Source organism: Bartonella capreoli (assembly GCF_902813205.1).
Classification (GTDB): domain Bacteria; phylum Pseudomonadota; class Alphaproteobacteria; order Rhizobiales; family Rhizobiaceae; genus Bartonella; species Bartonella schoenbuchensis.
In genome coordinates, this window is sequence record NZ_CADDZX010000005.1 from 90,916 (window position 1) to 117,156 (window position 26,241).

Annotated in this window: 22 protein-coding genes; 16 read left to right on the forward strand and 6 right to left on the reverse strand. The window is 37.3% G+C overall.

Going from position 1 to position 26,241, the window contains the following annotated elements; genetic code table 11:
* Nucleotides 1-111 precede the first annotated feature (111 nt).
* Nucleotides 112-2,679: an excinuclease ABC subunit UvrB gene (uvrB, locus tag J7R05_RS05445; RefSeq protein ID WP_208541512.1), complete on the forward strand. Its 2,568-nt coding sequence runs from the start codon at nt 112-114 to the stop codon at nt 2,677-2,679.
* Nucleotides 2,680-3,424: 745 nt separating this feature from the next.
* Nucleotides 3,425-3,997, forward strand: a complete 573-nt coding sequence (locus tag J7R05_RS05450) for a BA14K family protein (RefSeq protein WP_208541513.1) — start codon at nt 3,425-3,427, stop codon at nt 3,995-3,997.
* A 55-nt stretch (nt 3,998-4,052) separates the two neighbouring features.
* On the opposite strand, the gene J7R05_RS05455 is transcribed toward J7R05_RS05450, so the two are convergent.
* Nucleotides 4,053-4,697, reverse strand: a complete 645-nt coding sequence (locus tag J7R05_RS05455; RefSeq protein ID WP_208541514.1) for an MBL fold metallo-hydrolase — start codon at nt 4,695-4,697, stop codon at nt 4,053-4,055.
* Nucleotides 4,698-4,840: 143 nt separating this feature from the next.
* Between J7R05_RS05455 and J7R05_RS05460 the strand changes: the two genes are divergently transcribed.
* Together J7R05_RS05460 and J7R05_RS05465 are read left to right on the forward strand one after the other, a co-directional pair.
* On the forward strand, nt 4,841-5,545 hold the full coding sequence (locus J7R05_RS05460) for a response regulator (RefSeq protein WP_182480169.1): 705 nt from the start codon (nt 4,841-4,843) through the stop codon (nt 5,543-5,545).
* 9 nt (nt 5,546-5,554) lie between these two features.
* Nucleotides 5,555-6,895, forward strand: coding sequence for an ATP-binding protein (locus J7R05_RS05465; RefSeq protein ID WP_208541515.1), 1,341 nt, complete (start codon nt 5,555-5,557; stop codon nt 6,893-6,895).
* A gap of 57 nt (nt 6,896-6,952) precedes the next feature.
* Here J7R05_RS05465 and J7R05_RS05470 read toward each other — a convergent pair whose 3' ends face one another.
* Together J7R05_RS05470 and J7R05_RS05475 are read right to left on the reverse strand one after the other, a co-directional pair.
* A complete protein-coding gene (locus J7R05_RS05470) occupies nt 6,953-7,453 on the reverse strand; it encodes a type III secretion system chaperone family protein (protein ID WP_208541557.1) in 501 nt (166 codons plus the stop codon).
* 417 nt (nt 7,454-7,870) lie between these two features.
* A complete protein-coding gene (locus J7R05_RS05475) occupies nt 7,871-8,110 on the reverse strand; it encodes an accessory factor UbiK family protein (RefSeq protein ID WP_208541516.1) in 240 nt (79 codons plus the stop codon).
* Between the two features lie 220 nt (nt 8,111-8,330).
* Between J7R05_RS05475 and lgt the strand changes: the two genes are divergently transcribed.
* From lgt to pth, 6 genes are all read left to right on the forward strand, one after another.
* Nucleotides 8,331-9,188: a prolipoprotein diacylglyceryl transferase gene (lgt, locus tag J7R05_RS05480; protein ID WP_208541517.1), complete on the forward strand. Its 858-nt coding sequence runs from the start codon at nt 8,331-8,333 to the stop codon at nt 9,186-9,188.
* Nucleotides 9,188-10,276 (forward strand): class I SAM-dependent methyltransferase, encoded by a 1,089-nt coding sequence (locus tag J7R05_RS05485; RefSeq protein ID WP_208541518.1) that lies wholly within the window; start codon nt 9,188-9,190, stop codon nt 10,274-10,276. The genes lgt and J7R05_RS05485 overlap by 1 nt, the downstream gene beginning before the upstream one ends.
* Before the next feature lie 69 nt (nt 10,277-10,345).
* A complete protein-coding gene (gene pgeF / locus J7R05_RS05490; RefSeq protein WP_208541519.1) occupies nt 10,346-11,137 on the forward strand; it encodes a peptidoglycan editing factor PgeF in 792 nt (263 codons plus the stop codon).
* 293 nt (nt 11,138-11,430) lie between these two features.
* A complete protein-coding gene (locus tag J7R05_RS05495; protein WP_208541520.1) occupies nt 11,431-12,363 on the forward strand; it encodes a ribose-phosphate pyrophosphokinase in 933 nt (310 codons plus the stop codon).
* 322 nt (nt 12,364-12,685) lie between these two features.
* Nucleotides 12,686-13,300, forward strand: a complete 615-nt coding sequence (locus J7R05_RS05500; RefSeq protein ID WP_078689986.1) for a 50S ribosomal protein L25/general stress protein Ctc — start codon at nt 12,686-12,688, stop codon at nt 13,298-13,300.
* A 92-nt stretch (nt 13,301-13,392) separates the two neighbouring features.
* On the forward strand, nt 13,393-13,980 hold the full coding sequence (gene pth, locus J7R05_RS05505; RefSeq protein ID WP_208541521.1) for an aminoacyl-tRNA hydrolase: 588 nt from the start codon (nt 13,393-13,395) through the stop codon (nt 13,978-13,980).
* Between the two features lie 177 nt (nt 13,981-14,157).
* Here pth and J7R05_RS05510 read toward each other — a convergent pair whose 3' ends face one another.
* The gene (locus J7R05_RS05510) at nt 14,158-14,811 is read right to left on the reverse strand and encodes a L,D-transpeptidase (RefSeq protein ID WP_246468231.1); all 654 of its coding nucleotides are present in this window, start codon (nt 14,809-14,811) and stop codon (nt 14,158-14,160) included.
* A 311-nt stretch (nt 14,812-15,122) separates the two neighbouring features.
* On the opposite strand from J7R05_RS05510, the gene ychF reads away from it, so the two are divergent.
* A complete protein-coding gene (gene ychF, locus J7R05_RS05515) occupies nt 15,123-16,226 on the forward strand; it encodes a redox-regulated ATPase YchF (protein WP_208541523.1) in 1,104 nt (367 codons plus the stop codon).
* 135 nt (nt 16,227-16,361) lie between these two features.
* Here ychF and J7R05_RS05520 read toward each other — a convergent pair whose 3' ends face one another.
* Nucleotides 16,362-16,799 carry a PRC-barrel domain-containing protein gene (locus tag J7R05_RS05520; RefSeq protein ID WP_208541524.1) on the reverse strand — a complete coding sequence of 146 codons (438 nt, stop codon included), beginning with the start codon at nt 16,797-16,799 and terminating at the stop codon, nt 16,362-16,364.
* Between the two features lie 588 nt (nt 16,800-17,387).
* Between J7R05_RS05520 and J7R05_RS05525 the strand changes: the two genes are divergently transcribed.
* Nucleotides 17,388-17,888: a tRNA (cytidine(34)-2'-O)-methyltransferase gene (locus tag J7R05_RS05525; RefSeq protein WP_208541525.1), complete on the forward strand. Its 501-nt coding sequence runs from the start codon at nt 17,388-17,390 to the stop codon at nt 17,886-17,888.
* Nucleotides 17,889-17,897: 9 nt separating this feature from the next.
* Here the strand turns inward: J7R05_RS05525 and J7R05_RS05530 are convergent, their stop codons facing one another.
* A complete protein-coding gene (locus J7R05_RS05530; protein ID WP_208541526.1) occupies nt 17,898-19,154 on the reverse strand; it encodes a CCA tRNA nucleotidyltransferase in 1,257 nt (418 codons plus the stop codon).
* A gap of 247 nt (nt 19,155-19,401) precedes the next feature.
* On the opposite strand from J7R05_RS05530, the gene J7R05_RS05535 reads away from it, so the two are divergent.
* Genes J7R05_RS05535 through J7R05_RS05550 form a run of 4 tightly spaced genes read left to right on the forward strand, consistent with a single transcriptional unit; the run spans nt 19,402 to nt 26,238 of the window.
* A complete protein-coding gene (locus J7R05_RS05535) occupies nt 19,402-20,433 on the forward strand; it encodes an AAA family ATPase (protein ID WP_208541527.1) in 1,032 nt (343 codons plus the stop codon).
* Nucleotides 20,433-21,344 (forward strand): DUF58 domain-containing protein, encoded by a 912-nt coding sequence (locus tag J7R05_RS05540; protein ID WP_208541528.1) that lies wholly within the window; start codon nt 20,433-20,435, stop codon nt 21,342-21,344. Before J7R05_RS05535 ends, J7R05_RS05540 begins: the two co-directional genes overlap by 1 nt.
* A complete protein-coding gene (locus J7R05_RS05545; RefSeq protein ID WP_208541529.1) occupies nt 21,341-24,145 on the forward strand; it encodes a DUF4159 domain-containing protein in 2,805 nt (934 codons plus the stop codon). The genes J7R05_RS05540 and J7R05_RS05545 overlap by 4 nt, the downstream gene beginning before the upstream one ends.
* On the forward strand, nt 24,142-26,238 hold the full coding sequence (locus tag J7R05_RS05550; protein ID WP_208541530.1) for a hypothetical protein: 2,097 nt from the start codon (nt 24,142-24,144) through the stop codon (nt 26,236-26,238). The genes J7R05_RS05545 and J7R05_RS05550 overlap by 4 nt, the downstream gene beginning before the upstream one ends.
* Nucleotides 26,239-26,241 lie beyond the last annotated feature (3 nt).

The window sequence follows — 26,241 nt, forward strand, 5'->3', positions numbered from 1 at the left end:
ACTAAAAATGCTAAAAACTTCTCCATAACAGGTAGAATGCAAAGCTGATGATAACATTGAAGCTTCTTTTACTTTATCTCTTACGATAAAAACCCATAAAATGTTTCCACAATGTCGTACCAAAAACCTAAAAGACCTGCCCCAAAATCTAATAAAACATCCTATAAGATAAAAACAGGCCATACCGCAATTGCTAAACAACCTTCTGCTACTAACTCTAACCCAGTAATAGAGTCTGATATTTCCTTTAAAACTGCAAGTGATTTTACATCTCACAATGCAACAAAAACTGGTGTTACAGCAACAGTTGAAGCTCTTTCTACGCTTATTGCTTCGGATAATCCCCTTTTTAAAAATGGTACAGTATGGACACCTCATCGTCCCATTCGCCCTGAAAAATCTGAAGGTGGAATTCCATTCCAAATAAACACACCTTTTGAACCTGCAGGAGATCAACCAGCAGCAATTAAAGCTTTGGTTGAGGGCGTTGAGCGAAATGAGCGCACTCAAGTACTTTTAGGCATTACCGGTTCAGGAAAAACTTACACAATGGCTAAAATTATTGAAGAAACACAACGCCCTGCTCTAATCCTGGCACCAAATAAAACTTTAGCTGCGCAACTTTATGGAGAATTCAAAAGCTTCTTTCCCCAAAATGCTGTCGAATATTTTGTTTCTTATTATGACTATTACCAACCAGAAGCCTATGTTGCACGCTCTGATACTTACATCGAAAAAGAATCTTCTATTAATGAACAAATTGATCGTATGCGCCACGCTGCAACACGTGCCGTACTTGAACGCGATGATGTCATTATCGTTGCATCTGTATCCTGTATCTATGGAATTGGTTCAGTAGAAACTTACACCGCCATGACCTTCCAAATGCAAAAAGGTGATAAATTAAATCAACGGCAATTATTAGCTGATTTAGTTACTCAACAATATCGTCGACAAGATATCAATTTTACGCGTGGTTCTTTTCGTGTGCGAGGTGATACGATCGAAATATTTCCTTCTCACCTTGAAGATCGTGCTTGGAGGATCTCACTATTTGGTGATGAAATTGAAACAATTACTGAATTTGATCCCTTAACAGGACAAAAAACGGGGGATCTTCAATCTATTAAAATTTATGCAAATTCACACTATGTCACACCACGACCAACATTAAATCAAGCAATAAAAGCAATCAAAATGGAATTAGCCCAACGTCTTGATGAATTAAATTCTGTTGGCCGCCTTTTAGAAGCGCAACGTTTAGAACAGCGCACAATATTTGATCTAGAAATGTTAGAGACGACTGGTTCTTGTTCTGGAATTGAAAATTACTCACGCTATCTAACGGGCCGTAATCCTGGTGAACCGCCCCCAACCATGTTCGAATATATTCCCAACAATGCTCTTATTTTTATTGATGAAAGCCATGTAACTATTCCCCAAATTGGTGGAATGTATCGGGGTGACTTTCGACGAAAAGCAACCCTGGCTGAATATGGATTTCGCCTACCCTCTTGTATGGATAACCGTCCTTTACGCTTTGAGGAATGGGATGCGATGCGCCCACAAACGATTGCCGTTTCTGCAACACCTGGACGTTGGGAAATAGAACAAACATGTGGCGTTTTTGTCGAACAAATCATTCGTCCAACAGGGCTCATTGACCCACCAACACAAGTGCGCCCAGCACGCACACAAGTTGATGACGTTATGAATGAAATTCGCAAAACAATTAAAAAAGGCTATCGTACATTAGTAACTGTTCTAACCAAACGTATGGCTGAAGATTTGACAGAATATCTCCATGAACACAACATTCGTGTACGCTATATGCATTCTGACATTGATACATTAGAGCGTATTGAAATTCTTCGTGACCTACGACTTGGTACTTTTGATGTTTTAATTGGCATTAACTTACTGCGAGAAGGATTAGACATTCCAGAATGCGGTTTTGTTGCTATTTTAGATGCTGACAAGGAGGGATTTTTACGTTCAGAAACCTCTCTTATTCAAACAATTGGACGAGCTGCGCGTAATGTAGATGGCCATGTTATTCTTTATGCGGATACAATCACCAACTCCATAGAACGAGCATTGCAAGAAACAACACGACGCCGACAAAAGCAAATAGCCTATAATGAAGAGCACCATATCACCCCTACCAGTATCCAAAAAAATATCGGTGATGTTCTCAATTCAGTTTACGAAAATAATCATCATGCAGATATTCCTGATTTTATCGCACAAAATAATAAAGTTGATAATAATTTAGCCAACCATATTCAACATCTCGAAAAATCAATGCGTGAAGCAGCCGCCAATCTTAACTTTGAAGAAGCAGCTCAACTTCGTGATGAAATCAAACGGCTACAGAAAATAGAATTAACAATTGCTGATGACCCTTTAACACATGATAATAATGAACATTCCACTAATGAGACCACAATACAATCGAGCCTTTTTTCCAAACCTGATCTTGACCATATGGGACCTACTATGGATGTCGGTCTTTTAGAAAAGCATCCAATAGAAAAAAAGTTGCATAAAAAAACTCTTGATAAGAAAGTAATAAAGGAAGCTAAAGTCTCTTCAACTACTAGCACTTCTAAAAATGACTCTCATACAACTAGAAAACGGAAACGCTTTACAAAAAATGGTTTTCCAAAACATCAGTAAGCGCTAAATCCATAATCAAAAAAGCGCTTACTATTGTATTTTTTTGTTTTTATAATTCATAGTAAAATAAAAAGACTTAATCTTTTAAAACCATTTTTAAATGAAAAAATGACATAAGAAGGTAGATTGTACGAATAAAATTTTTGTCAAATATCTTCTGCTTAAAAAACTTACCAACTTTTGATAAGTTATAAATATCACAAAGTTATAAAAGAACTATTTCCCAATTTTGAAATAAGCAAAAAACCAATCAAGAAAGAGCTTTTTATATATCAAAAGCTACTTTAATATACTAATTTTATAGTATAGGGCATAGTTTTTATTGCCTATCGTTTAAAAAGCAACGACATAAAAACACTTTATACCTTAAACAGATAAGTAAAGCTTTAAAACAATAATAAGGGTTTTAATTTTATTAACTTTAACAATAGTAGCATTGATATTTTTATTACATTACTCTTGTCTAAGATTCAGACAGTGCTAGATTACATGATGTACAAAGTATATTCGATATAAAAGTTTGACCACCGTAGTAAAAAATAAAACTTCAAATACTGACGTTTTATGTGTTAATTTATATAACATGTTTTGTGCAATCAGATTTTAGCGTAATTTTATTTTGTTATTTTATAATTTATTCTCAACTAAATGGCTTCTTTATTCGTTCTATTAAAAACCGTTCAGGTTATATTCAGCTTAATGCATATAAAGTATGAATAATATAAATTTATAAAGGGAGTATGTTATGAACAAATTGACTAAATTAGTAGTATTATCAGCAATATCAACTGCAACCATCTCAACATCACTAACCACAGCATTTGCCCGTAATGATTATGTGTACATTCAGCACAATGTAAACAGCATCCCTCAACATCATACTCAATATCATCGCGAGCAACGGCATATTCATCACAAAAACCCAACGCGTCACTCTTATCATTACGAACAAACAACGCAGTACAATACTCATCAATATTATGTCAATCGCCCTAATAACACGGGTGACGCTTTAGCGGCAGGTGTTCTCGGTCTCGCTACAGGTGCAATTCTTGGCAATGTTTTAACAAAACCTGCGCAACCACAAATTATCTATCAAGCCCCATACCCTCAAAACCAGGTGATCTATCAAGAAATACCACAATCTCAAGTAATTTACCAAGTGCATCCAACAGTAACCTCTCAACCCATCTACCAACCGTGGACATCACAATGGCTTCAATATTGCACAAAAAAATACCGCTCATTTAATCCTAGAACAGGTACTTTTCGTGGTTACGACGGTTTAGACCATTTCTGTCGTGCTCCATTACAATAATTTTAAACAATATTGAAAAACCCCGTTTAAAAGCGGGGTTTTCATATATTTACCATTAAATTCCTTGAAGAAAAGAATTGAAGCGGCGTTCATAACCTATTGTGCTTCCTGGTCCATGACCAGAAATAAAGCTGACATCATCACCTAAGGGTAAAACTTTTTCTTTAATGGATGTCATCAATGCCTCATGAGAAGATAATGGGAAATCAGTACGTCCAATAGAACCACGAAAGAGAACATCACCCACTAAAGCCAAGCGCTCTTTTTTATTGAAATAAATAACATGCCCAGGGGTGTGACCAGGGATATGCAAAACATCAAACACATGTCCAGCACAATCAAGGCTATCACCATCTTCTAACCATTGATCAGGCACACAAATACGCACATCAGCCATGCGATAGACTTTTGCTCTTTCGATCACGTCTTCCATAATTGGTTTATCACCACAATGTGAACCAATGATTTTAACATTAAGTTCCTCTTTAGCTTGCATCGCTGCTCCTACATGATCAACATGACCATGTGTTATCCAAATAGCTTCAACGCTAACACCTATTTCTTGAATTGCTGCTTGGATTTTAGGCCAGTCACCACCTGGATCAACTAAAACCCCCTTTTTACTTTTACTATCAAAAAGTAAAGTACAATTTTGTTGGAAAGATGTAACTGGAATAATATGTGCGCTCAGATTACTCATAGTACCCCTTTTAAAGAAATATTTATCAATTAAATAACAGTTTCATACATTTATAAAATCAAAAATTGCGAGCTCGACAGCTTGATGCAACTTATGTAGACTGGATCTTATTGGAAACTGGATTTTCGTCAAGGTTTTAAATAATGACCGACCATGTTCACGTTTTATGCGATGATGCACCTCATCTCCTTGTTATTGATGATGACACGCGTATTCGTAGCCTCTTATCTCAATTTCTTATTAAAAACGGATTTCGTGTTTCAGTTTCTGCTAATGCTGATGAAGCCAGGCGTCAACTTGCAAGCCTAGATTTTGATCTTCTCATTGTTGATGTCATGATGCCTGGTGAAAATGGCATTGATCTTACCCTTTCATTACGCCAAACAAAAAATGTCCCCATCCTAATGTTAACGGCTTTATCAGAAACAGATAATCGTATTCATGGGTTAGAAGCAGGAGCAGATGATTATCTATCCAAGCCATTTAATCCTCGTGAACTTTTACTCCGCATTAACGCCATTTTACGGCGTGGTTTCTCACCTAACCAGTCCAAAATCGAACAAATTGTTTTTGGGCCTTATATGTTTTCAATTTCACGACGTGAACTGAAAAAAGGGGGAGAAGTCATCAAACTAACAGATAAAGAACAAGAAATGATGGTTATTTTTGCCGAACATGCAGGTAATACAATTCCACGTCATAAATTCGCAACAGGTGATAGCGAGATAAGTGAACGTGCTATTGACGTACAAATTAATCGTTTACGTCGCAAAATCGAAAAAGACCCAGCAACCCCTATATGGCTTCAAACTGTGCGAGGGGTCGGTTATAAACTCTCAATTGAATAGACGTAAATAATGATTAAACTCGCAAGACAATTTGCTCAGTGGCTAACGAGGCAAATGCCTAAACGTCTTTATGCCCGCTCTTTGATTATTATTATTGCTCCCATGGTGCTCTTGCAAACAGTAATTGCCTATGTCTTTATGGAGCGTCACTGGCAAATGGTAACTGAGCGTCTCTCAACTGCTATTGTCCACGATATCTCTGCCATTATTGATATAATTGAAACATATCCGCAACAACATAACTATGAAGATATCAAGCGCATTGCACAGCAGCGTATGGGATTAAATATTTCTATCTTACCCCCTGATCCCCTGCCCCCTCCTGGCCCTAAACCATTTTTTGCAATTCTTGACTATTTTCTTAGTGAAGAAATCACCCATCAAATTAACCGCCCCTTCTGGATTGATACAGTAGGCGATTCTAATCTTGTCGAAATCCGTATTCGTCTTGATAACAGCATTTTGCGCGTCTTTGCTGTGCGCAGTCAAGCTTATGCTTCCAATACCGGTATCTTCTTAAGCTGGATGGTAGGAACGGCCCTTGTTTTATTACTGATAGCCATTTACTTCTTACGTAATCAAATCAAACCGATCCAACAACTTGCTGAAGCAGCTGAAAGTTTTGGACGGGGACGTCCCCTACCAAAAGATTTTCAACCACAAGGAGCTGATGAAGTGCGCCGTGCTGGTATCGCTTTTCTACGCATGCGTGAACGCATTGAGCGCCAAATTGAACAACGCACTATGATGCTTTCAGGTGTAAGCCATGATTTAAGAACCATTCTTACACGTTTTAAGCTCCAACTAGCCTTAGCAAGTACAGACTTTGATATTAGCCCGCTCGAGCAAGACGTTAGCGACATGCAAAATATGTTAGAAGATTATCTTGCTTTTGCACGTGGAGAAAGCGGTGAAAATGTTAGTTCTCTTGACTTAAATATCCTTATGCAAAAATTCTCCACCGAAGCTCATCTTCATAAATGTCAATTCTCTTACACAATTGAAGGCCCTACACAGATACAAGTACGCCCTCATGCTTTTACGCGTTTGGTTAGCAACCTTGTGTCAAATGCATTTCATTATGCAAACACCATCAAACTAACAGCTACATCCCAACAAGAATCGCTTATTATTATTATTGATGATAATGGACCAGGCATTGATAAAAACATGCGTACAGAAGTATTTAAACCATTTTTTAGACTTGATAAAGCGCGTAATCAAGATGCAAGTGGAACAGGTCTTGGTCTTGCCATTGCCCAAGATATCGCACGTAGCCACGGGGGGAATATTCAATTAGATGACAGCCCATTAGGAGGCTTGCGCGCTATTATTGATATTCCCCTATAAAATATACAAAAAAACTTCGATTAAGAATTAATCAGAAAACAAATTTATTGAATGATTTTAAGCGTTTCCTACAGTTTCAAATAAAGCATATTGTAATGCCTTATAAGCACTTTCACCCATCCAAGCTACCATTTGAAAAGCAGTATAATGACTTTCACAAACTTTAAGCGCGTGGATTAACAATGTTTCAACTTGTACATGGGATGGATGCACCCCACCAGCTAAAAGAAGACCTTGCCGATAAATAACTGAATTGTCTCCTTGCCAATAATCAAAATGCCCTAGTAACAACTTTTCATTAATTGCTAATAATAAGCGGTGCATTTCCTCCGTTCGAGTATTTTCAATAGAAAGATCAAATGCACAAGCTAAATGAAGAGCTTCTTGTTCTTCCATCCATGAAAAAGCAAGACGATAATTAGCCCGTTTTCCTTCTACGCAAACATTAATTTCATCTTCTGCATTCCGTTCAAAAGACCAGTCATACCTATAGGCAATCTGTTCGATAAAATCGACTGGATGCTCTTCTCTTTGTGCGGCGCTAAAGGCAAGCCTCATCATTAACCCTCAAAATAATCAAGAATGTTATCAATACAGCGTAAAATGCTTACAATTGTAATAACATTTGTTACAATTAAGCCCTTACACCAAACAAAATACACAGTAAAACGTAGACAATATATAACACCTAGAAACACAACAGGTGATATTTCCCATGGTATATAATAGCCTGATAAAGATAAAACGAATCATCAAGCTATTTCAGTGTATTGATACAATCTCATAGTGCTAGCCCCCTGATTTAAAAAAATGCTTTTTTATAAAAAACGAATCCAACAATAAATTAACGATTTTCCTTAACAGATTCAGAATTAAGCATTTTTTAGCTTCGTGCATAATATTGAAAAATTGGGGATTATTTTTTTGAGAATACAATTTTTATACTAAAACTAATTTTAGTTTCCGTCACGGACTCTATTTTTCTAAATCATCAAGACGTTTTGCCAAATCAGCGTTTTCCGCACGCGTTTTAAGCACCATTTCCTTAACTACTTCAAATTCCTCACGTGAAACAAGATTAAGCTTATTGACTATCTTCTCAGCTTGCGAACGAAAAATTGTTTCAGCTTCATGCCGTACACCTTGCGCAGCACCAGCTGCATCTGTCATTAATTTTGCTAATTCGTCAAGAATACGGTTGGGTCCATCATGCATGAAATTTTTCCTTAATTTTAGTCAATTATGTATGCATTATAGTGCATTTTATAACATATAGATATTGTATTTGTTTCTTTTATAAAATCCATCGTAATTTTTCTATCCTCCCCTTACATCTATAAACAATAGCGATCTATTCTCTTCTTGCCTTGACCATCGTGTGTTCATCTGTCATGTTTTAACAACCTATAATTTTATAAATGTAAAGCGCTTCCTAATGAACGACTTTCCTTTTTGTCCTGCTATTAATTTTCCTACCTTTCTTGATCCTGTTATTATCCATTTAGGCCCCATAGCGCTACACTGGTATGGGCTTGGTTATGTTGTAGGTATTCTTTTTTCTTGGTGGTATGCACAAAAATTATTGGCAAAAAAATTCTTGTGGCACGCAAATCAACCCCCTATGGATCAACATAAAATAGGTGATTTTGTTATTTGGGCTACTATAGGTATTGTTGTTGGTGGTCGTTTAGGACAAGTATTTGTGTGGGATCCTGCTTATTATTTTAACCATCCAAGCGCCATTATTGCAGTGTGGACTGGAGGAATGTCTTTTCATGGCGGCCTTATTGGTACCACCATTGCAATGATCTGGTTTGCTCGTAAAAATGGCATTAACATTTGGGCAATGTTTGATACAATTGCTGTAGGTGCCCCCGTTGGTATCGGCATTGTGCGGGTGTGCAACTTCATTAACCAAGAATTATGGGGTAATGTTACCACCGTTCCTTGGGCTATTTGCTTTAACTATGATCCCCAATATCTACCACGCCACCCAAGCCAACTTTATGAAGCGTTGATGGAAGGATTTCTTCTTTTCATCATATTGGCTATTGCTGTTTTTGCTTTTAAAGCACTAAAACGCCCTGGAACAGCAACTGGAATATTTATTCTAGGTTATGGGATAGCACGTAGCATTTCAGAAATTTTTCGTGTTCCTCAAGAAGACCCAGAATGGTTTTCTGCCCTCTTTTATTCCACTGGATTTACCTATGGAATGGCACTATCTCTTCCTATGATTCTCTTTGGCTTTTATGCACTTTTTCAAGCTTTTAGAAATCATTCTACAAAATAATGACCACTCTAAAAGAAAAAATTAAAGAAATTATTGCTGTCAATGGGCCAATAACTGTTAGTCAATATATGACATTAGCCCTCACAGACCCACAATTTGGCTATTACCAAACACAAGAGCCTTTTGGATCTACGGGTGATTTCATTACCGCACCTGAAATAAGTCAATTATTTGGAGAGATGATCGGTATTTGGGTTTTTGCAAGCTGGAAAGCTCAAGGTAGCCCCAACCCTTTCATTTTAACTGAAATAGGTCCAGGACGTGGAACACTTATGGACGATGTTTTACGTACCATTCAAAAATTATGTAAAATAGCCTTCAATGCTGCTGAAATTTTTCTTGTTGAAATAAGCCAACGTCTTGCAACAGAACAAAAAAAGCGTCTTTCCTCTTATCAAAAACATATTCATACTATTGAACATTTTAATCAAATACCTTCAGGACCTCTTTTTCTCATTGCTAATGAGCTCTTTGATGCACTTCCTATCCACCAATATATCAAAATCAACGGAGAATGGAGAGAGCGTTGCATTACACTTGATCAAGATGGTCATTTTACCTTTATAGCTGGAGCACATAAATTTTCTTCTGGTGACTTACCAGTCTATTGTGCTCAAATGCCCAACGGAACAATTTGGGAATACGCTCCCTTACGTAACCAACTGATGCAACAAATTAGTAATCGCTTAATACAAGATAAAGGATCTGCTTTGCTCATTGATTATGGTGCTTCTGATTGTGCATTTGGGGATACATTGCAAGCTATTTCAAAACATAAGTTCCGCGATGTTTTTGCCAATCCAGGTGAAAATGATTTAACATCACATGTTGATTTTTTCACTTTAAAAACAATAGCACTTCAAGAAAGTTGTTTTGCTGAAATTCTAGAACAAGGAGATTTTCTTGTAAAAATGGGAATTCTTGAACGTGCAAAACAGCTTAGCATTAACAAAGATACCTTGATCCAAAACAAAATCCGTCAAGATATTGAACGGCTTGTCAGCCCAGATCAAATGGGTAAACTTTTCAAAGTTCTCCATGTTAGTGATCAATCTACTACTATCTCTAACTTTTTTGACTTCCAATAATGACAAAGAATTGACAAATACTGCTGTCTTGAACACCATTGCCTGTTCAAACAATTATGTGGAGTTTTCATGAAGCCTGTCCTTAAGCCTATCCTTGCAAAAGATCTTCTTGCTTTACATAAACACGGGATAAAACATGGTTTTTTTACGCGTCAAGGCGGAGTTTCACAAAACCTTTATCACAGCCTTAATGTCGGCCAAGGCTCAAACGATCACCCTAAACATATTACGCAAAATCGCACATTAATCGCAAATTATTTTGATATTGAGATAAAAAATTTGATCACCGTCAATCAAGTACATTCTTGTGACGTAGCCGTAATTGATCAAGCTTTTATCAGTGAACGTCCTAAAGCTGACGCTCTTGTCACAACTACTAAAGGTTTAGCAATCGGCATCCTTACAGCCGATTGTGGACCAGTTCTTTTTGCTGATCCGCATGCAGGTGTTATCGGTGCTGCACACGCTGGTTGGCGAGGAAGCTTGAATGGAATTTTGGAAAAAACAATTTTAGCTATGGAAGAACAAGGTGCCAAACGAAAATCAATAACAGCAGTGCTAGGACCTTGTATTGGTCCCCATCATTATGAGGTAACAAATGAATTTTATAACCAATTTATGAATCGCAGTAATCAATTTCAAAAATATTTTTTAAAAACAGATAAAAAAAACCATTTTCATTTTAATCTATGGACATTCATTATTGACCAATTAGAACAAGCAGGCCTCAATGCTTTTTGTCTAAAACTTTGTACTTATCAAGATGAGCAACGCTTTTTTTCCTACCGTCGTGCAACACATCGCAATGAATCTGATTACGGGCGACAGATTTCTGCTATCATGCTAGAAAATGAAAAATAAGTTTTTTACCTTAAAAACATATCATAACTACAAAATAAAATTTCTTATCCAAATGAAAAAAGGTACGCTTGATCATGTTTTGTTTGTTTAATGAAATAACTTATAAATTCGTAAATTATGATAATTAAAAATCTTATTTGTGAATACTTGATTTGTCATAACTAATAGCAAAATAATTCTTTTAACCCATGCTAGATAAAATTATAATGTTTTTGTAATTGTTCCTTTGCAATCTGATAATAAAAAGTTAAAAGCTGTATCAGATTCTATCATGATTATTCAGGGGTTCTATCATGAAACTTTTCTGTGGCAATTCTAACCCACATCTTGCGAAAAATATTGCAAATTATTTAAACATCTCCCTAGGTGAAGCAACCGTCAAGCGTTTTGCTGATCAAGAGATTTTTGTAGAATTGCATGAAAATGTGCGTGGAGAAGATGTATTTGTGCTGCAATCAACCTCTTATCCAGCCAATGATCATTTGATGGAATTACTCATCATGATTGATGCCCTGCATCGTTCTTCAGCACGTCGTATTACAGCTGTTATACCCTATTTTGGATATGCTCGCCAAGACCGTAAACCTGGACCACGCACCCCTATTTCTGCAAAACTTGTTGCCAACCTGATTACTCAAGCAGGTGCCCATCGTGTTTTAACATTAGATCTTCATGCAGGACAGATCCAAGGTTTTTTTGATATTCCTACTGACAATCTCTATGCCGTTCCCGTTATTTCTCGTGATGTCAAAACGCGTTATTCTCTTGAAAATGTTATTGTTGTTTCACCCGATGTCGGTGGTGTGGTACGTGCACGCTCCTTAGCCAAGCGCTTAAACAGTTTACTTGCTATTGTTGATAAACGCCGTGAACGACCAGGTGAATCAGAAGTAATGAACATTATCGGAAATGTAGCTGGAAAAGATTGCCTTCTACTAGATGATATTGTTGATTCAGGTGGCACTTTATGCAATGCAGCAAGCGCTCTTCTTAAGCATGGAGCAAATAGTGTTACTGCTTATATTACACATGGTGTTCTTTCTGGAAACGCTATCGAACGTATTACCAACTCAGAAATGAAAGAATTGGTCATTACTGATTCGATTATGCCAACAACAAAAATTGAACAAGCACGTAATATACGTGTTTTGGCTATTGCTGACTTAATAGGAGAAGCGATTGCAAGAACAGCAGCAGAACAGTCTGTTTCAAGCTTATTTGACTAAAATAGTGCCTAGTTTTAAATTTCCTGATAGTTTTTTAAAATTGAAACCGGGAAATATCTGATGTGTTTACTATTAAATTAAATAAATACGGATAACGCAAAATTCACGCTTTTCCAAATAAAGCCAAAATTAGATAAATGGGTTTTCCTACAACTCTTGCATCTCTAAAGGGTTTGAATTATAGAATAAGCTTCTGCGTAGACACCCTTGGAGGCAACGCAGAATGGAGCTAATTGCTGCTTTGCAGTACATATCTTCATATTCATGCAAAAACTGCTAGTTGTTTTTGATGAATCTCCAATCATGTAAGAAGGATTTAACCATGAGCAAGAGTTATACTCTTAAGGCCGAAATACGCGAGCGGGTTGGTAAGGGGTCCTCCCGTGAACTTCGTCGCAACGGTCTTATTCCAGCAGTCATCTACGGTGACAAACAGCCCCCTTTGGCAATTGCAGTTTCTTATAAGGAAATTTTCTACAAAATTCATGCAGGTGGTTTTCGTACTACTGTTGCTACCATTGAAGTTGATAAAAAAAGAATTCAAGTTCTACCAAAGGATTATCAACTTGATCCTGTCCGTGATTTTCCTCTGCACGTAGATTTTTTACGTGTTTCAGAGAAATCAGTTGTGCATGTGAACATTCCTGTACATTTCCTCAATGAAGATACAGCACCAGGTATTAAACGAGGTGGTGTTTTAAACATTGTTCGCCATGAAATTGAATGTACTGCACCAGCAAATGCTATTCCTGAAGCAATTAACATTGATCTTTCTAGTTATTCTATTGGTGACTCTATCCATATCTCAGCCGTGCAATTACCAAAAGGTGTAACTCCGGTTATTCAGGATCGAGACTTTACCATTGCAACCATCGCAGCTCCTGCTGGTACAAATGTGAACGATAACTCCGAACAAGAGAGTGATGAAAATAATTAAAACTTTATAAATTTTCAGTAGGTGGGGAGTTTTCCCACCTACACCTATTTTGAAATGTTTTGCTAATCATTTATACTTTATTGAAAGCGTATATGTTGCTCATTGCTGGTCTTGGCAACCCTGGTTTGTCCTACCAAAACAATCGCCATAATATTGGTTTCATGGCTGTTGATGCCATTCATAAGTCCTTTTCCTTTTCTCCATGGTCAAAAAAATTTCAAGCTGAAATTTCTAATGGTCTTATAAATGGTGAAAAAATTCTTCTTATTAAACCTCAAACTTTTATGAATTTATCTGGTCAAGCCATCAGCCAAACCTTGCGATTTTATAAACTAGAATTAAATAATTTTATTGTTTTTTACGATGAATTAGATTTACCTCCTGGGAAAGTACGCGTAAAAATTGGAGGAGGAAGTGGAGGACATAATGGCATAAAATCTATTGATAACCATTGCGGTAATAACTACTGCCGTGTACGTTTAGGGATTGGACATCCCGGTTCCAAAGAATTAGTTCATCAACATGTTTTAGGCAACTTTACAAAATCTGATCAAGAATGGTTACCTACTTTATTAGACATAATCGCGGATAATATTGCTATTTTAATAAAGGGAGATGCTAATCAATTCATGAATAAAATTTCATTGGTAATAGAGGAAAAAACTCGCGATAAAACATAATCTCTTTTAAGTAGATGCGATAACGAACAATTTTTTACAACCTTTACATATAATACACTCTCTCTAAGGAGAGTGTTAATATTAAATATTTATCAGATAAAACTGCTCAAACCTATATGGCCATTTGGAATTACAAAGAAGCCATGTAATGAAAACTTATAGTATATTTTATTATGGCTACAAAACCACCACACGTGAACCATTAGGAACACGGTTATAAAGATCAATAATATCTTGATTGAGCAAACGGATACACCCACTTGAAATAGCCTGGCCAATTGACCATTCTTCATATGAACCATGAATCCGGAAAAGCGTATCCTGACCATTTTTAAAGAGATATAATGCCCGGGCGCCTAATGGATTATCAGGCCCTGGCGGCATCCCTTTTCCTAAATGACCGTATCGTTCTGGTTCACGAGCCATCATCGCCGCAGTTGGAGCCCAAGACGGCCAACGACGTTTATATTGTACAACTGCTTCACCTTTAAACTCTAAACCTTCTTTACCAACGCCAATACCATAACGCATAGCTTTTCCATTTTCACCAACAAGATAAAGAAAGCACTCTTGAATATCTACAATCAGCGTACCAGCCGGATAAGAAGTATCGTAATCTACTTGTTTACGCAAAAATTTTGGATCAATTTCCGCAAGATCAATTGCAGGTAATGAATAAGGTTCATTCGTTATAGGCCCATATAAAGCCCGTAATTCCTCTGGAATGAAGCGAACTTGTTGAGAAGAAACAAAAGGCTCACTTGGTTGATGTGTAGCGCAGCCAACCAACACCAGAGCAACAGCCATTAAAAAAGCACGACGAGACAACAATTCCATATTCCCGCAATCAGTTGATTTAATATAATTATTTAATTCTATAGTTTTCTATACTATAAAAAACTTAGCACATTGTTAACGTTAATCTATAATTTTATAATTATTAAAATAGGGAATGTTTAGGATTTGTCGATTAAAAAATGACAATTACTTGCTAAAATCGTCATAATTATTTCAGTTTATCTTTTTTATCACCACAAAAAGCTGAAGACTAGAACTCTTTTTCAAACATGCTATAAAAACGCCAATAAAGTGTATCTTAGTCATTATAAATAAATCAAAAGTCTAATTAAGAGAGAGAACCTATGGGTTTTAAATGTGGTATCGTCGGGCTGCCTAATGTCGGTAAATCAACCCTTTTTAACGCGTTAACAAAAACAGCTACAGCGCAAGCAGCTAACTATCCCTTTTGTACAATCGAGCCTAATACCGGTGAAGTTGCTGTGCCAGATCCACGAATGGAAAAAATTGCCTCTATTGCTGGTTCAAAAGAAATCATTCCTACACGTATTAATTTTGTTGATATTGCAGGACTCGTCCGTGGAGCTTCAAAAGGTGAAGGTTTAGGCAATAAATTTTTAGCCAATATTCGTGAAGTCGATGCCATTATCCATGTGCTACGGTGTTTTGAAAATGAAGACATTACCCATGTAGAAGGAAGGATTGATCCCGTTTCTGATGCTATAACTGTTGATACAGAACTCATGCTTTCAGACCTTGAAAGTCTTGAACGGCGAATTATACAAGTCCGTAAACGTGCAATCGGAAAAGACAAAGAAGCTTTGGCAATCCTCCCTACAATGGAAGCAGCGTTAGAATTATTACAAAGAGGAGATCCTGTACGGTTATTACTTAAAAATATTTCCTCTGATGAACGACGTATTCTTCATGGTTTGAATCTTTTAACCTCAAAGCCTGTGCTTTATGTTTGCAATGTTAGCGAAAATGAAATTGCTCATGGCAATGATTTTACTAAAGCGGTGGAGAAAATAGCTGCAGAGCAAAACGCGCAAAGTATTATTATTTCTGTTTCCATTGAAGCTGAGATCGCTCAACTTTCTGATGAAGAAGCTATTGAATATCTCCAAGTCTTAGGATTATCTGAGCCTAGTTTGAATCGACTTATTCACGCTGGTTATCACCTGCTTGATTTAATTACTTATTTTACTTGTGGACCTAAGGAAACACGAGCCTGGACAATCACCCGGGGTACCAAAGCACCTCAAGCAGCGGGTGTCATTCACTCAGACTTTGAACGCGGCTTTATTCGTGCACAAACTATTAGCTATGAAGATTATATTACCTTAGGTGGAGAAAACGCAGCAAAAGAAGCAGGAAAAGCCCGTGATGAAGGTAAAGAATATATCGTACAAGATGGTGATGTTATGTTGTTTAAACACAATACTTAAATATCATTACCTCTTTAATAACTTAAAACACTTTTTACATAAAACTGTTTCCATATTCTCAACGAATACTATTTGACAAAAACAGCCGCACTATAAGAGCGACTGTTTTATTCATCAAAGACAGAAATACAAAAACTAGCGTATCAAATAGTCTTTATATTTAAATTCTGGCATTTCTTTCAAAGCATTCTTTGTTACATTGACCATAAGCTTCCACTTACCATCATCAGCTTTCATCCGAACTTGTTCTGGAGAAACAATAACATAATGCTCACCCATACCTAAAAAACCGCCAACGCTAATAACAATCCCATCGATATTATTCTGACGTAAAATAATATCTTTTACCTCACCAATTTCTTCATCTTCTATATCGCATACATCTACACCAATAAAGTTTGAAGCAACAAAATTAGCTGTTGAAGGCGTAACATAACCTGCAACCATATCCGCCTTAACTCGTACAATACCCTCTGCCAAAATCTTTCCATTTTCAGAAGGCGATGAAAATTGGGCATAAGCACTAGAAACCATTAAAATTGACGCAAGAGCAGTGATAGCAATTTTTTTCATTTTACATTCTCCATTTTTATTTTACATTGCTCTCAATGCACGATAATTTGATTTGTTCCCTATGAGCTTTAAGATTGGCTTGTTCTATTTTTATGTATTCCCTCAATTATGCGGTTTCTTTTTGAAGTTTTTTATCTCAATCATGCTAAACTTAGCTTTTATAAGATAAACAGCACCTAAAATATTGAAAAGTAAATAATATGAGAACTTGTTATCTTAAGAAGATCTACGTATGGATTATCAGCTCAAATTTTAAAATAGAGATATTATGTATGATAATGTTTCGTTGTTTCTAAAATTCTACTTTAAAAAGAAATACCCAAGCATTTATCAAAGAAATGTATTTTCAATCAGTTGGATATACATAATACCTTCATACTCTTTGAAACATAAATTTTATTGAATATATTAAGAATATACACTCTCTCTATTTGTTGTATATAGATAAAAGCCCGTGTAAATAACCCTCTCTAAAGTTTAGAACAAACAGTTATTAAATAAAAAAAACAACGCTTCTATGAATATATTTCTATGAAGAGTTGTATAGATCTTCTACAGAGAAATATGTAAAACCATATGGAACAGCGTATGCCACTTCACATCGCTCTTTTTCAACCGGATATTGCTGGTAATACTGGAACAATTTTACGCCTTAGTGCTTGTTTTGGCGTACACGTACATATTATTGAACCAGCAGGCTTTAATTTATCAGATCGTAACCTTAAACGAGCAGGTATGGATTATCTTGAACATGCCTTGTTGGAACGTCACATTGATTGGCAACATTTTATTGAAACTATGAGGCATTTTAACCGCCGTCTTTTGCTTTTGAGCACAAAAGCAAAAACATGTTATACAGATATACGCTACCAAAAAAACGATGTTTTACTTTTTGGCCGTGAATCAGCAGGTGTTCCTAATTATGTTTATGAAGCAGTTGATCATACATTAACAATTCCTATGCAGCCACACGCACGCTCTTTAAATCTCGCAATGAGTGTAGCCATAACAACCGGTGAAGCTCTTCGCCAAATTGGTTACAATGAGATAGAAAATGTCTCATTAAAAAAAACAGAGAGTTGCTCATAAAAAACTTAGTTATTCCTGCTCAATTTTTTCTAATAACTCATTACGATCCATTAAAAATCCGCTTTTAACCCAGATTTTTTCTAGCTCTTTAAGCTTTTGACCTAAAAGTGCTCCCTGAGTTAAACCTTTTTTCATCAAATCTCTGCCACTTATAGGAAAAGTTGGAATCTGCCATTGTTGAGCCAAGTGATAAAGTTGAAGATAATATTCTGCTTTTTCTAAAATTTCATCTTCATCTAAAATACCAGTACAGACAGATGCCAAGGACAAGGATAATTGATCTAAAACGGGCTGTCGACCATGAAAATAAATCAATTCTTTCACGCAAACATCTGAACAGTTTGGATTGATAATCCCCAACTTTGCCCATTCTTTCAATCGCTTTTTCTCTTCATTAGACAAACGCAAACGATGAGCCATATCGTGAAGGCGTACAGGATCAGGAGGTAGTAAACTTTCTAACCGCAGCAATGGATCTGCTTTCCAACCAAGGATACGCTCTATTTTTACAAGGGGGTGGATTGCATCAATACCCCATTTTTCTGTTTCAGGTAAAATGAGTGTTAAAATACCGCTTTGACGCATCCATAAAAGAGCACGTGTTGGATCTGAAGCAGTAAGAAGTTTTTTCATTTCTCCCCAAACACGTTCAGGTGAAAGTTTGTGCAGACCTTGTTTCAAAGAAATGCATGCTTTCAACCCCTGCGCATCAGGCCGCCCTCCCCCATACCAAGCAAAAAAACGAAAAAAACGTAAAATACGTAAATAATCTTCACAAATACGATCCTTCGCGACACCTATAAAACGTATCGTTTTGCTTTCAATATCGTTCAAACCTCCCACTTCATCATAAAGCTGACCAGATGCATCACAATAAAGTGCATTGATAGTAAAATCCCGTCGCTGAGCGTCCTTTTTCCAATCTCGACAAAAAGCAACTTTTGCATAGCGACCATCTGTTTCAATGTCAGAGCGAAGAGTTGTAACCTCATAGCAACATGACTCTATAACAACTGTCACTGTACCAAAATCAACACCTGTAGGAATAGCTTTAAATCCTTCCTTTTCTACACGCTTTATAACCTGCTGTGGCAAACATGTCGTAGCAATATCAATATCGCTAATGGGCTGATTAAAAAGCTGATTACGTACTGCACCACCAACAATACGTGCCTCTTCACCATCCAACGATAAAACACGAAGAAGTGTTTGAATATGGCTGTGTTGCAACCAGTCAACTTTTCTGAAATTTTGTGGTATGCTCATCCACTCAACCTTTTGAACAAATTCTTAATGTTTTCCTCCACTTAGGTAGTCTTATTGCACGATAATTTGTAATACATTTCTCATAAGTTATAATTCCTGCCTCATTAATGCACTTCTCCATCTGTGTACGAATTAAAAAAACAGCTTATCATGCTTCTTTTTTCTTCATTTTCTGCTACAAATTATAAATATTTATTATCGTATAAAAGAAATTATTACTTTGCGACAACTGTTTTAAGGAAACAATATGAGTCAAGATGATACGTTATCTAATACCATCAAAAAGACTAGTATAAATAAAGATAGCCAATCGATCGTTGATGATATTGATGCAGCGTATAAAGAATTAGCTACTCTGCAAAAAGCAATCGACAAAGTTATTTTTGGTCAAAGCCACGTGATTGAATATACCTTAACGGCCATTTTGGCCGGGGGGCATGCCCTTCTTGTTGGCGTTCCAGGGCTTGCTAAAACACGTCTTGTTGAGACATTAAGCCTTGTTTTAGGGCTTGATGGAAAGCGCATCCAATTCACACCAGATTTAATGCCATCAGATATTATCGGTTCTGAAATTATGGACTTGGATAAAAATGGTAAACGCTTCTTCCGTTACATCCAAGGCCCTGTTTTTGCCCAACTTCTTATGGCAGATGAAATTAACCGTGCTTCACCGCGCACTCAATCAGCTCTTTTGCAAGCCATGCAAGAATATCATGTCACTATTGCCGGCACTCGTTATGATTTGCCAAAACCTTTTCATGTATTTGCAACGCAAAACCCTCTCGAACAAGAAGGAACCTACCCACTTCCTGAAGCACAACTTGATCGCTTTTTGATGCAAATTGATATTGATTATCCCGATCTTACTACAGAACGGCGTATTATTTTAGAAACAACAGGTCAAAAAAGCCAAACTGTAAAACCAGTTCTCTCGACCAAAAAACTACAAAAAATTCAAACAATCGTCCGCAAAATACCTATTTCTGAAAATGTCGTTGAAGCCATTTTGAAACTAGTGCGTTCGGCTCGTCCAAATGAAGATAATTCCTTTGCAAATACTTATATTGCTTGGGGACCTGGCCCTCGGGCATCACAGGCTCTTTCACTTTGTGCTCGCGCCCGGGCTCTTTATCACGGGCGTCTATCCCCCTCACTTGATGATGTTAAAGCGTTAGCTTATCCCGTATTACAACACCGCATGGCACTTAATTTTTCTGCACGTGCTGATAATATAACCATCAAAGATATTATCGCTAAGCTTGTGAAAGATGCTCTTTAATGGCTATTGGCAAAAAAGTCTCTAAGAAAAATCCACTGTCGTTTATTGCAAAACTGCATAAAGACGTAGGAAATATGTCCGATCTTCTTTTACAAGCACGCCTCATTGCTAATACACTAATGGCTGGCTGCCATAATCAACGTAAACGTGGCAATGGAGATAATTTTTGGCAATTTCGTCTATATGTCGAAGGGGAATCTACAACACATATTGATTGGCGTCGTTCTGCACGTGATGAACACACCTACTTACGTGAACGCGAATGGGAAACAGCCCAAACAGTTTGGATCTGGCCCGATCAAAGTGCTTCCATGCACTATTGCTCACGCTTTTCTAAAATCTCTAAAGGTAATCATGCGATTATTCTTTCCCTTGCACTGGCGACACTTCTTGCACGAGATGGTCAATATATTGCTATTCCTACTTTAATGGCTCCCACCATGACATCTAATATAGCAGAACGCATGGCAATAGCTTTAACAAATCACCAAGCTGAAAATTCATTTCCAGATTTCTCGGCTATTACCCGCTTTTCACAAGTCATAATAATTAGTGATTTTCTTGATCAGCCTGAACAAATCATTCAACATTTAAAAATTTTGGTAGCAAAACAGGTCAATGCACATCTAATTGAAATTGCCGACCCTGCAGAAGAGAGTTTTCCTTACAAAGGACGTACAGAGTTTTTTGATCCTGAAACCAAACAAAAGCTTCTCTTAGGAAAAGCAGAAAACCTTCGCAAACATTATTGCAAACTCTACCAAGAAAGACGGGAAGAATTAATAAATTTCTGTTCACGCCAAGGATGGAGTTACCATGTGAGCACAACTGACCGACCTTTAAAAGAAACCATCTTGCAACTTACAAAGAGAATGAATGCCTCTTCACCTCATACAGGGAGGGCAATTTGAGTTTTGAAGCTCCCCTAGTTTTGCTCGGACTTTTGGCCCTACCAGTTATTTGGTGGTTGTTGCGCACAACACCTTCAACGCCTCATAAAGAGCCTTTTCCTCCCTTACGCTTCTTGCTTAAACTAACTAATCAGCAAGAAACAGCCAACCATACACCTTGGTGGTTGTTATTGCTACGGCTCTTTATGATAGCATTAATCACTATCGCCTTAGCGCGCCCTATATGGAACCAAAATCCTGTTATTTTTTCCGGATCTCAACCGCTGGCACTTATTATTGATAATGGATGGGCTTCTGCTGAAGAATGGAAAAAACGTATTACTGTTGCAAAATCCTTACTTGTACAAGCAGAAAAACATAAAAAAGACATTTATTTACTTGCAACAGCTGAAAATAACACCCAAGAAATTGGCCCCTTTTCTGCAGAAGTTGTAAGACAACATTTAACACATTTGCAACCTCAACCCTGGCCTGTCAATCGCTTGCAAGCATTTAAAAAACTTATTGAAAAAACTGGCGAAAAACCTCTTGATATTGCCTACTTAAGTGATGGCTTACAAACAAACGAAGATAAACAAGTTCTCACTTTCATTGAACAATTAAAGCCTAAAACACTCTTATGGTATTCAGCTGATATTTCTCACTTAATTGGCATAACAGGCATAGTCAATAATGATGGAAATATCGCAGCACGTATTATTCGTGCAACCACTCATGATAAGTCTATGACAACATTAAGCCTTTATGATTTCAAAAGTCAGCTTCTTGGGCGTTTTACAGCACACTTTCATGAAGGAGAAACAACAACTCTTGTCCCCCTTAATTTACCGCTTGAATTACGCAATGACATTGCATGGATAAAAATTGATAACCATGCTCAAGCTGCCGCAACTTTTTTAATTGATAGCCGTAATCAAATAAGTCGCGTTGCTCTTTTATCACCAAGCGTTAATGAAATGGTGCAGCCTTTATTGTCTCCACTTTATTATGTCATCAAAGCATTGCAGGAACATGCACAAATTATAACAGCTGGCGGAGGAGAGCTTTCAGTTGATATTGATCACTTACTCAAACAAAATCCGTCTGTTTTCATTATGGGTGACATTACTAATATGTCAAAAGCAGCAGAAAAAAAACTATCTAATTTTGTGAATAAAGGGGGAGTGCTTATTCGTTTTGCTGGGGAGAATTTGAGTTCTACAGAACAATATGACAGTTTACTACCTGTACCACTACGTTCTGGTGAACGTTATCTTGGAAGCACTATGTCATGGGCTAAACCACAAAAATTAGCACCTTTTGCAAAAAATAGCTTTTTCTTTGACCTTCCTTTTCCAGAAGAAGTTACTGTTTCACGTCAAATCTTAGCAGAACCAAGCTCAGACCTTTTTGAAAAAACGTGGCTTAGTCTTGCTGATGGCACCCCCCTTCTCACAGCTGCTAACTATGGAAAAGGCATACTCATTTTTGTCCACATTGCGCCTGATCCTACATGGTCAAATCTTCCGCTTTCTGGATTTTTTGCACAAATGTTGCAAAAGCTTACCACGCTTGGTGTACATGACCAGGAAACCCCTATACAAACACAGGCAACAACGACACAAAGCCCTTGGCGAACATTAAATGCTGATGGTCAATTACAGATACCCTCCCCTCATATTGCACCACTTGTTATTAATGTACAAAAACCACCCCTTCCATCCTATGATACCCCACCTGGATTTTACGGTTCCAAAAATAATCTTTATGCATTGAATTTATTAAATCATTCATCACGTTTAACAAAACAATCGCCATTACCTGCCTCCTCAGGCAATGACCCGTTATCTTATGATACACAAGAAAAACATTTTGCTGGACCACTTTTAGGGCTGGCTAGCCTATTCTTAGCGCTAGATAGTTTTTTAGTTTTATGGATGGGAGGAGCTTTTCTTTTTAATCGACGAAGTAATATGTTCCTCTTACTTCCCTTGATAGCAAGTTTTATCGTCTTATTGTCTTATCCACCAATCACTCATGCACAACCCCTAGAAAAGCATGACGAAATCATGGTGCAAGCAGCGGGTGCCACCCACCTTGCTTATGTTGTGACTCATAATCATGAAATTGATACAACAAGTAAAAGTGGCTTGGAAGCACTCAGTCAATTTATCTCAGAGCGCACAATGCTTTCACCCGGTTCTGTTGTAGCGCTTGATCTTGATAAAGATGAACTTTCTTTCTATCCTCTCATTTACTGGCCTATTGACGCTGATGGCCCCATGCCAACGCAAAAAAGCCTTGAAAAAATAAATGCTTTTATGAAACATGGTGGTACAGTTTTATTTGACACCCGTGATCAAATAAGCGCCAATCTGAACCTTGAAGAAACTGCTACCCCAGCCACACAAAGATTGCGTGCCATTTTAAGCGGATTAAATATCCCAGCCATTGAGCCAGCATCAGCTGATCATGTTATTACTCGTTCTTTTTATATTATGCCCGATTTTCCTGGACGCTATCGTGGCTCACCTTTATGGGTTGAAGCATCATCAATAAATAAAAAAAATAAAAACTCTATTGCTACTGGCGATAATGTTAGTTCTCTTCTTATCACTGCCAATAACTTCGCTGGTGCTTGGGCGCTAGACGAGAAAGGTACATGGAAATACCCACTTGTCCCCAATGACCCTATGCAACGCCTATGGGCATTTCGTGCAGGACTGAATATTGTCATCTACATGCTCACAGGTAATTATAAAGCCGATCAGGTTCATGTTCCTGCATTGTTAGAGAGCTTTAACAGAAAAAAAAGTCAATGATACCATCGATCACTTTTCAGTCTCTTCTACCCATCTCTTGGCTTCTTTTTTTAGGAGGACTTCCCACCTTTTTTATTATCATCGGCCTCATTACGAAGCGCTCTGGAGCTTTGTTGCGTCTTATAGCATTGAGCTCAATCATTCTTGCTTTGCTTAATCCAATGATAATAAAAGAAGAGCGCCAACCTGTTAAAAGCACTGTGGGTATTGTGATTGACCAAAGCGAAAGTCAAACATTTGGTACACGTGCAGACGATAGTCACAAAGCGCGCATACAATTAACAAATGAACTATCCCGCTATCCACAATTTGAGCTGCGTTTTATTGAAGCTGGAAAACTTTCTGAAAACCATTATGCACCATCAACAAATTTATTTAATGCTCTAACACAAGCTATAGCTGATATACCCCCATCTCGCTATGCAGGAACAATTTTGATCACAGATGGACAAGTGCATGATATTCCAAAATTATCAGAACTTCATGATAGTGCACCAATTAATGCTCTTATAACAGGGAGAGCCAATGAATTTGACCGTCAAATTAAATTTATTTCTCCTCCCCGCTTTGCTCTTATCAATAAACCACAAGTACTTTCCATTTTGGTAGAAGATAAAGGCCAACCTCAAGAAGCTATATCAGCGCAAGCAAATATTTCTATAAGCGTTAATGGTCAAGAAGTTGGCCATTATTCTGTAACCCCTGGTACTATTTTTCAAACTGAAATCACTCTTCCTCATGCTGAAAAAAATATCATTCAAGCTACAACTGATACTTATGAAGGTGAATTAAGCTTTGATAATAATCGCGCCATTGCTGTTATTGAAGGAATTAGAGAAAATTTGCGTGTTCTTCTCATCTCGGGTGCACCTTATAATGGCGAACGTACATGGCGTGATCTTTTAAAAAGTGATTCTAATATTGATCTTGTTCATTTTACTATTTTGCGTCCACCTGAAAAAGCAGACAATACACCTTTGAGCCAATTGTCACTTGTGGTTTTTCCTACAACCCAGTTATTTGTTGAAGAAATCAATAATTTTGATCTTATCATTCTTGACGGCTTTCAACATTCCAATGTGTTGCCATTGATTTATTATGATTATATTGCTCAATATGTACAAAAAGGTGGTGCATTACTCATAGTAACAGGGCCTGAATTTGCTAATGAACAGTCACTTGCTAAAACACCTTTAATAAGTGTTCTACCAGCATTACCAAATGGTACTATTATTCAAAAACCTTTCCGCCCTACATTAACCAAAGAAGGTGAACGCCACCCTGTTACGCGAGGTCTTGCTACCCCTACCCACCCAGCTTCTCAATGGGGGAGATGGCTACGACAAATTGCAATTCAAAACACAAACAAAAGTATTCCTATTATGAAAGGAGCTGATGAACAACCGCTTTTGCTTCTTTCACATACTGGTAAAGGTCGAGTAGGTATGTTGCTTTCTGATGAAAGTTGGCTGTGGGCACGAGGTTTTGAAGGGGGGGGGCCTTACGCTGCTCTTTATCGTCGCATTGCTCATTGGCTCATGAAAGAACCAGAACTTGAAGAAGAAAGATTAAGTGCTGTAAATGATCATCATCATTTAACAATTCGTCGACAAACACTTAAAGAGCAGCCAGAGCCAGTCGAAGTAACCTTCCCCTCTGGCAAAAAACAAAAGATCATTCTCACAAAAGAACAAGAAGGTGTTTTTACAGGAACTGTAAATACTAATGAAACAGGAATTTTTACTATCCACAATGGTGATCAAACAGTGCTTTCTTCTATAGATGCACTTGATAGTCTTGAATTTTCTGATTTAATTTCAACAGAAAAAAAACTAGTCCCTATCAGCCAACATACTGGTGGTCATGTAGTACGTTTGCATCATGAGAAAAAAGATGGCATTCACCTTCCTCCCATTAAATTGATTCAAACGAAAACAAAATCAATATCTCCTCGTGCTCTATCAATTGTTCTGAAAGAAGCAACAGAAACCCGTTTGGTTAATGCCTCATATTTTCCAATCTTTTCTGGATTTTTAGCTCTGATCACCTGCTTTTTACTATTCAGCAGCATGTGGTATCGTGAAAACCACTAAAAA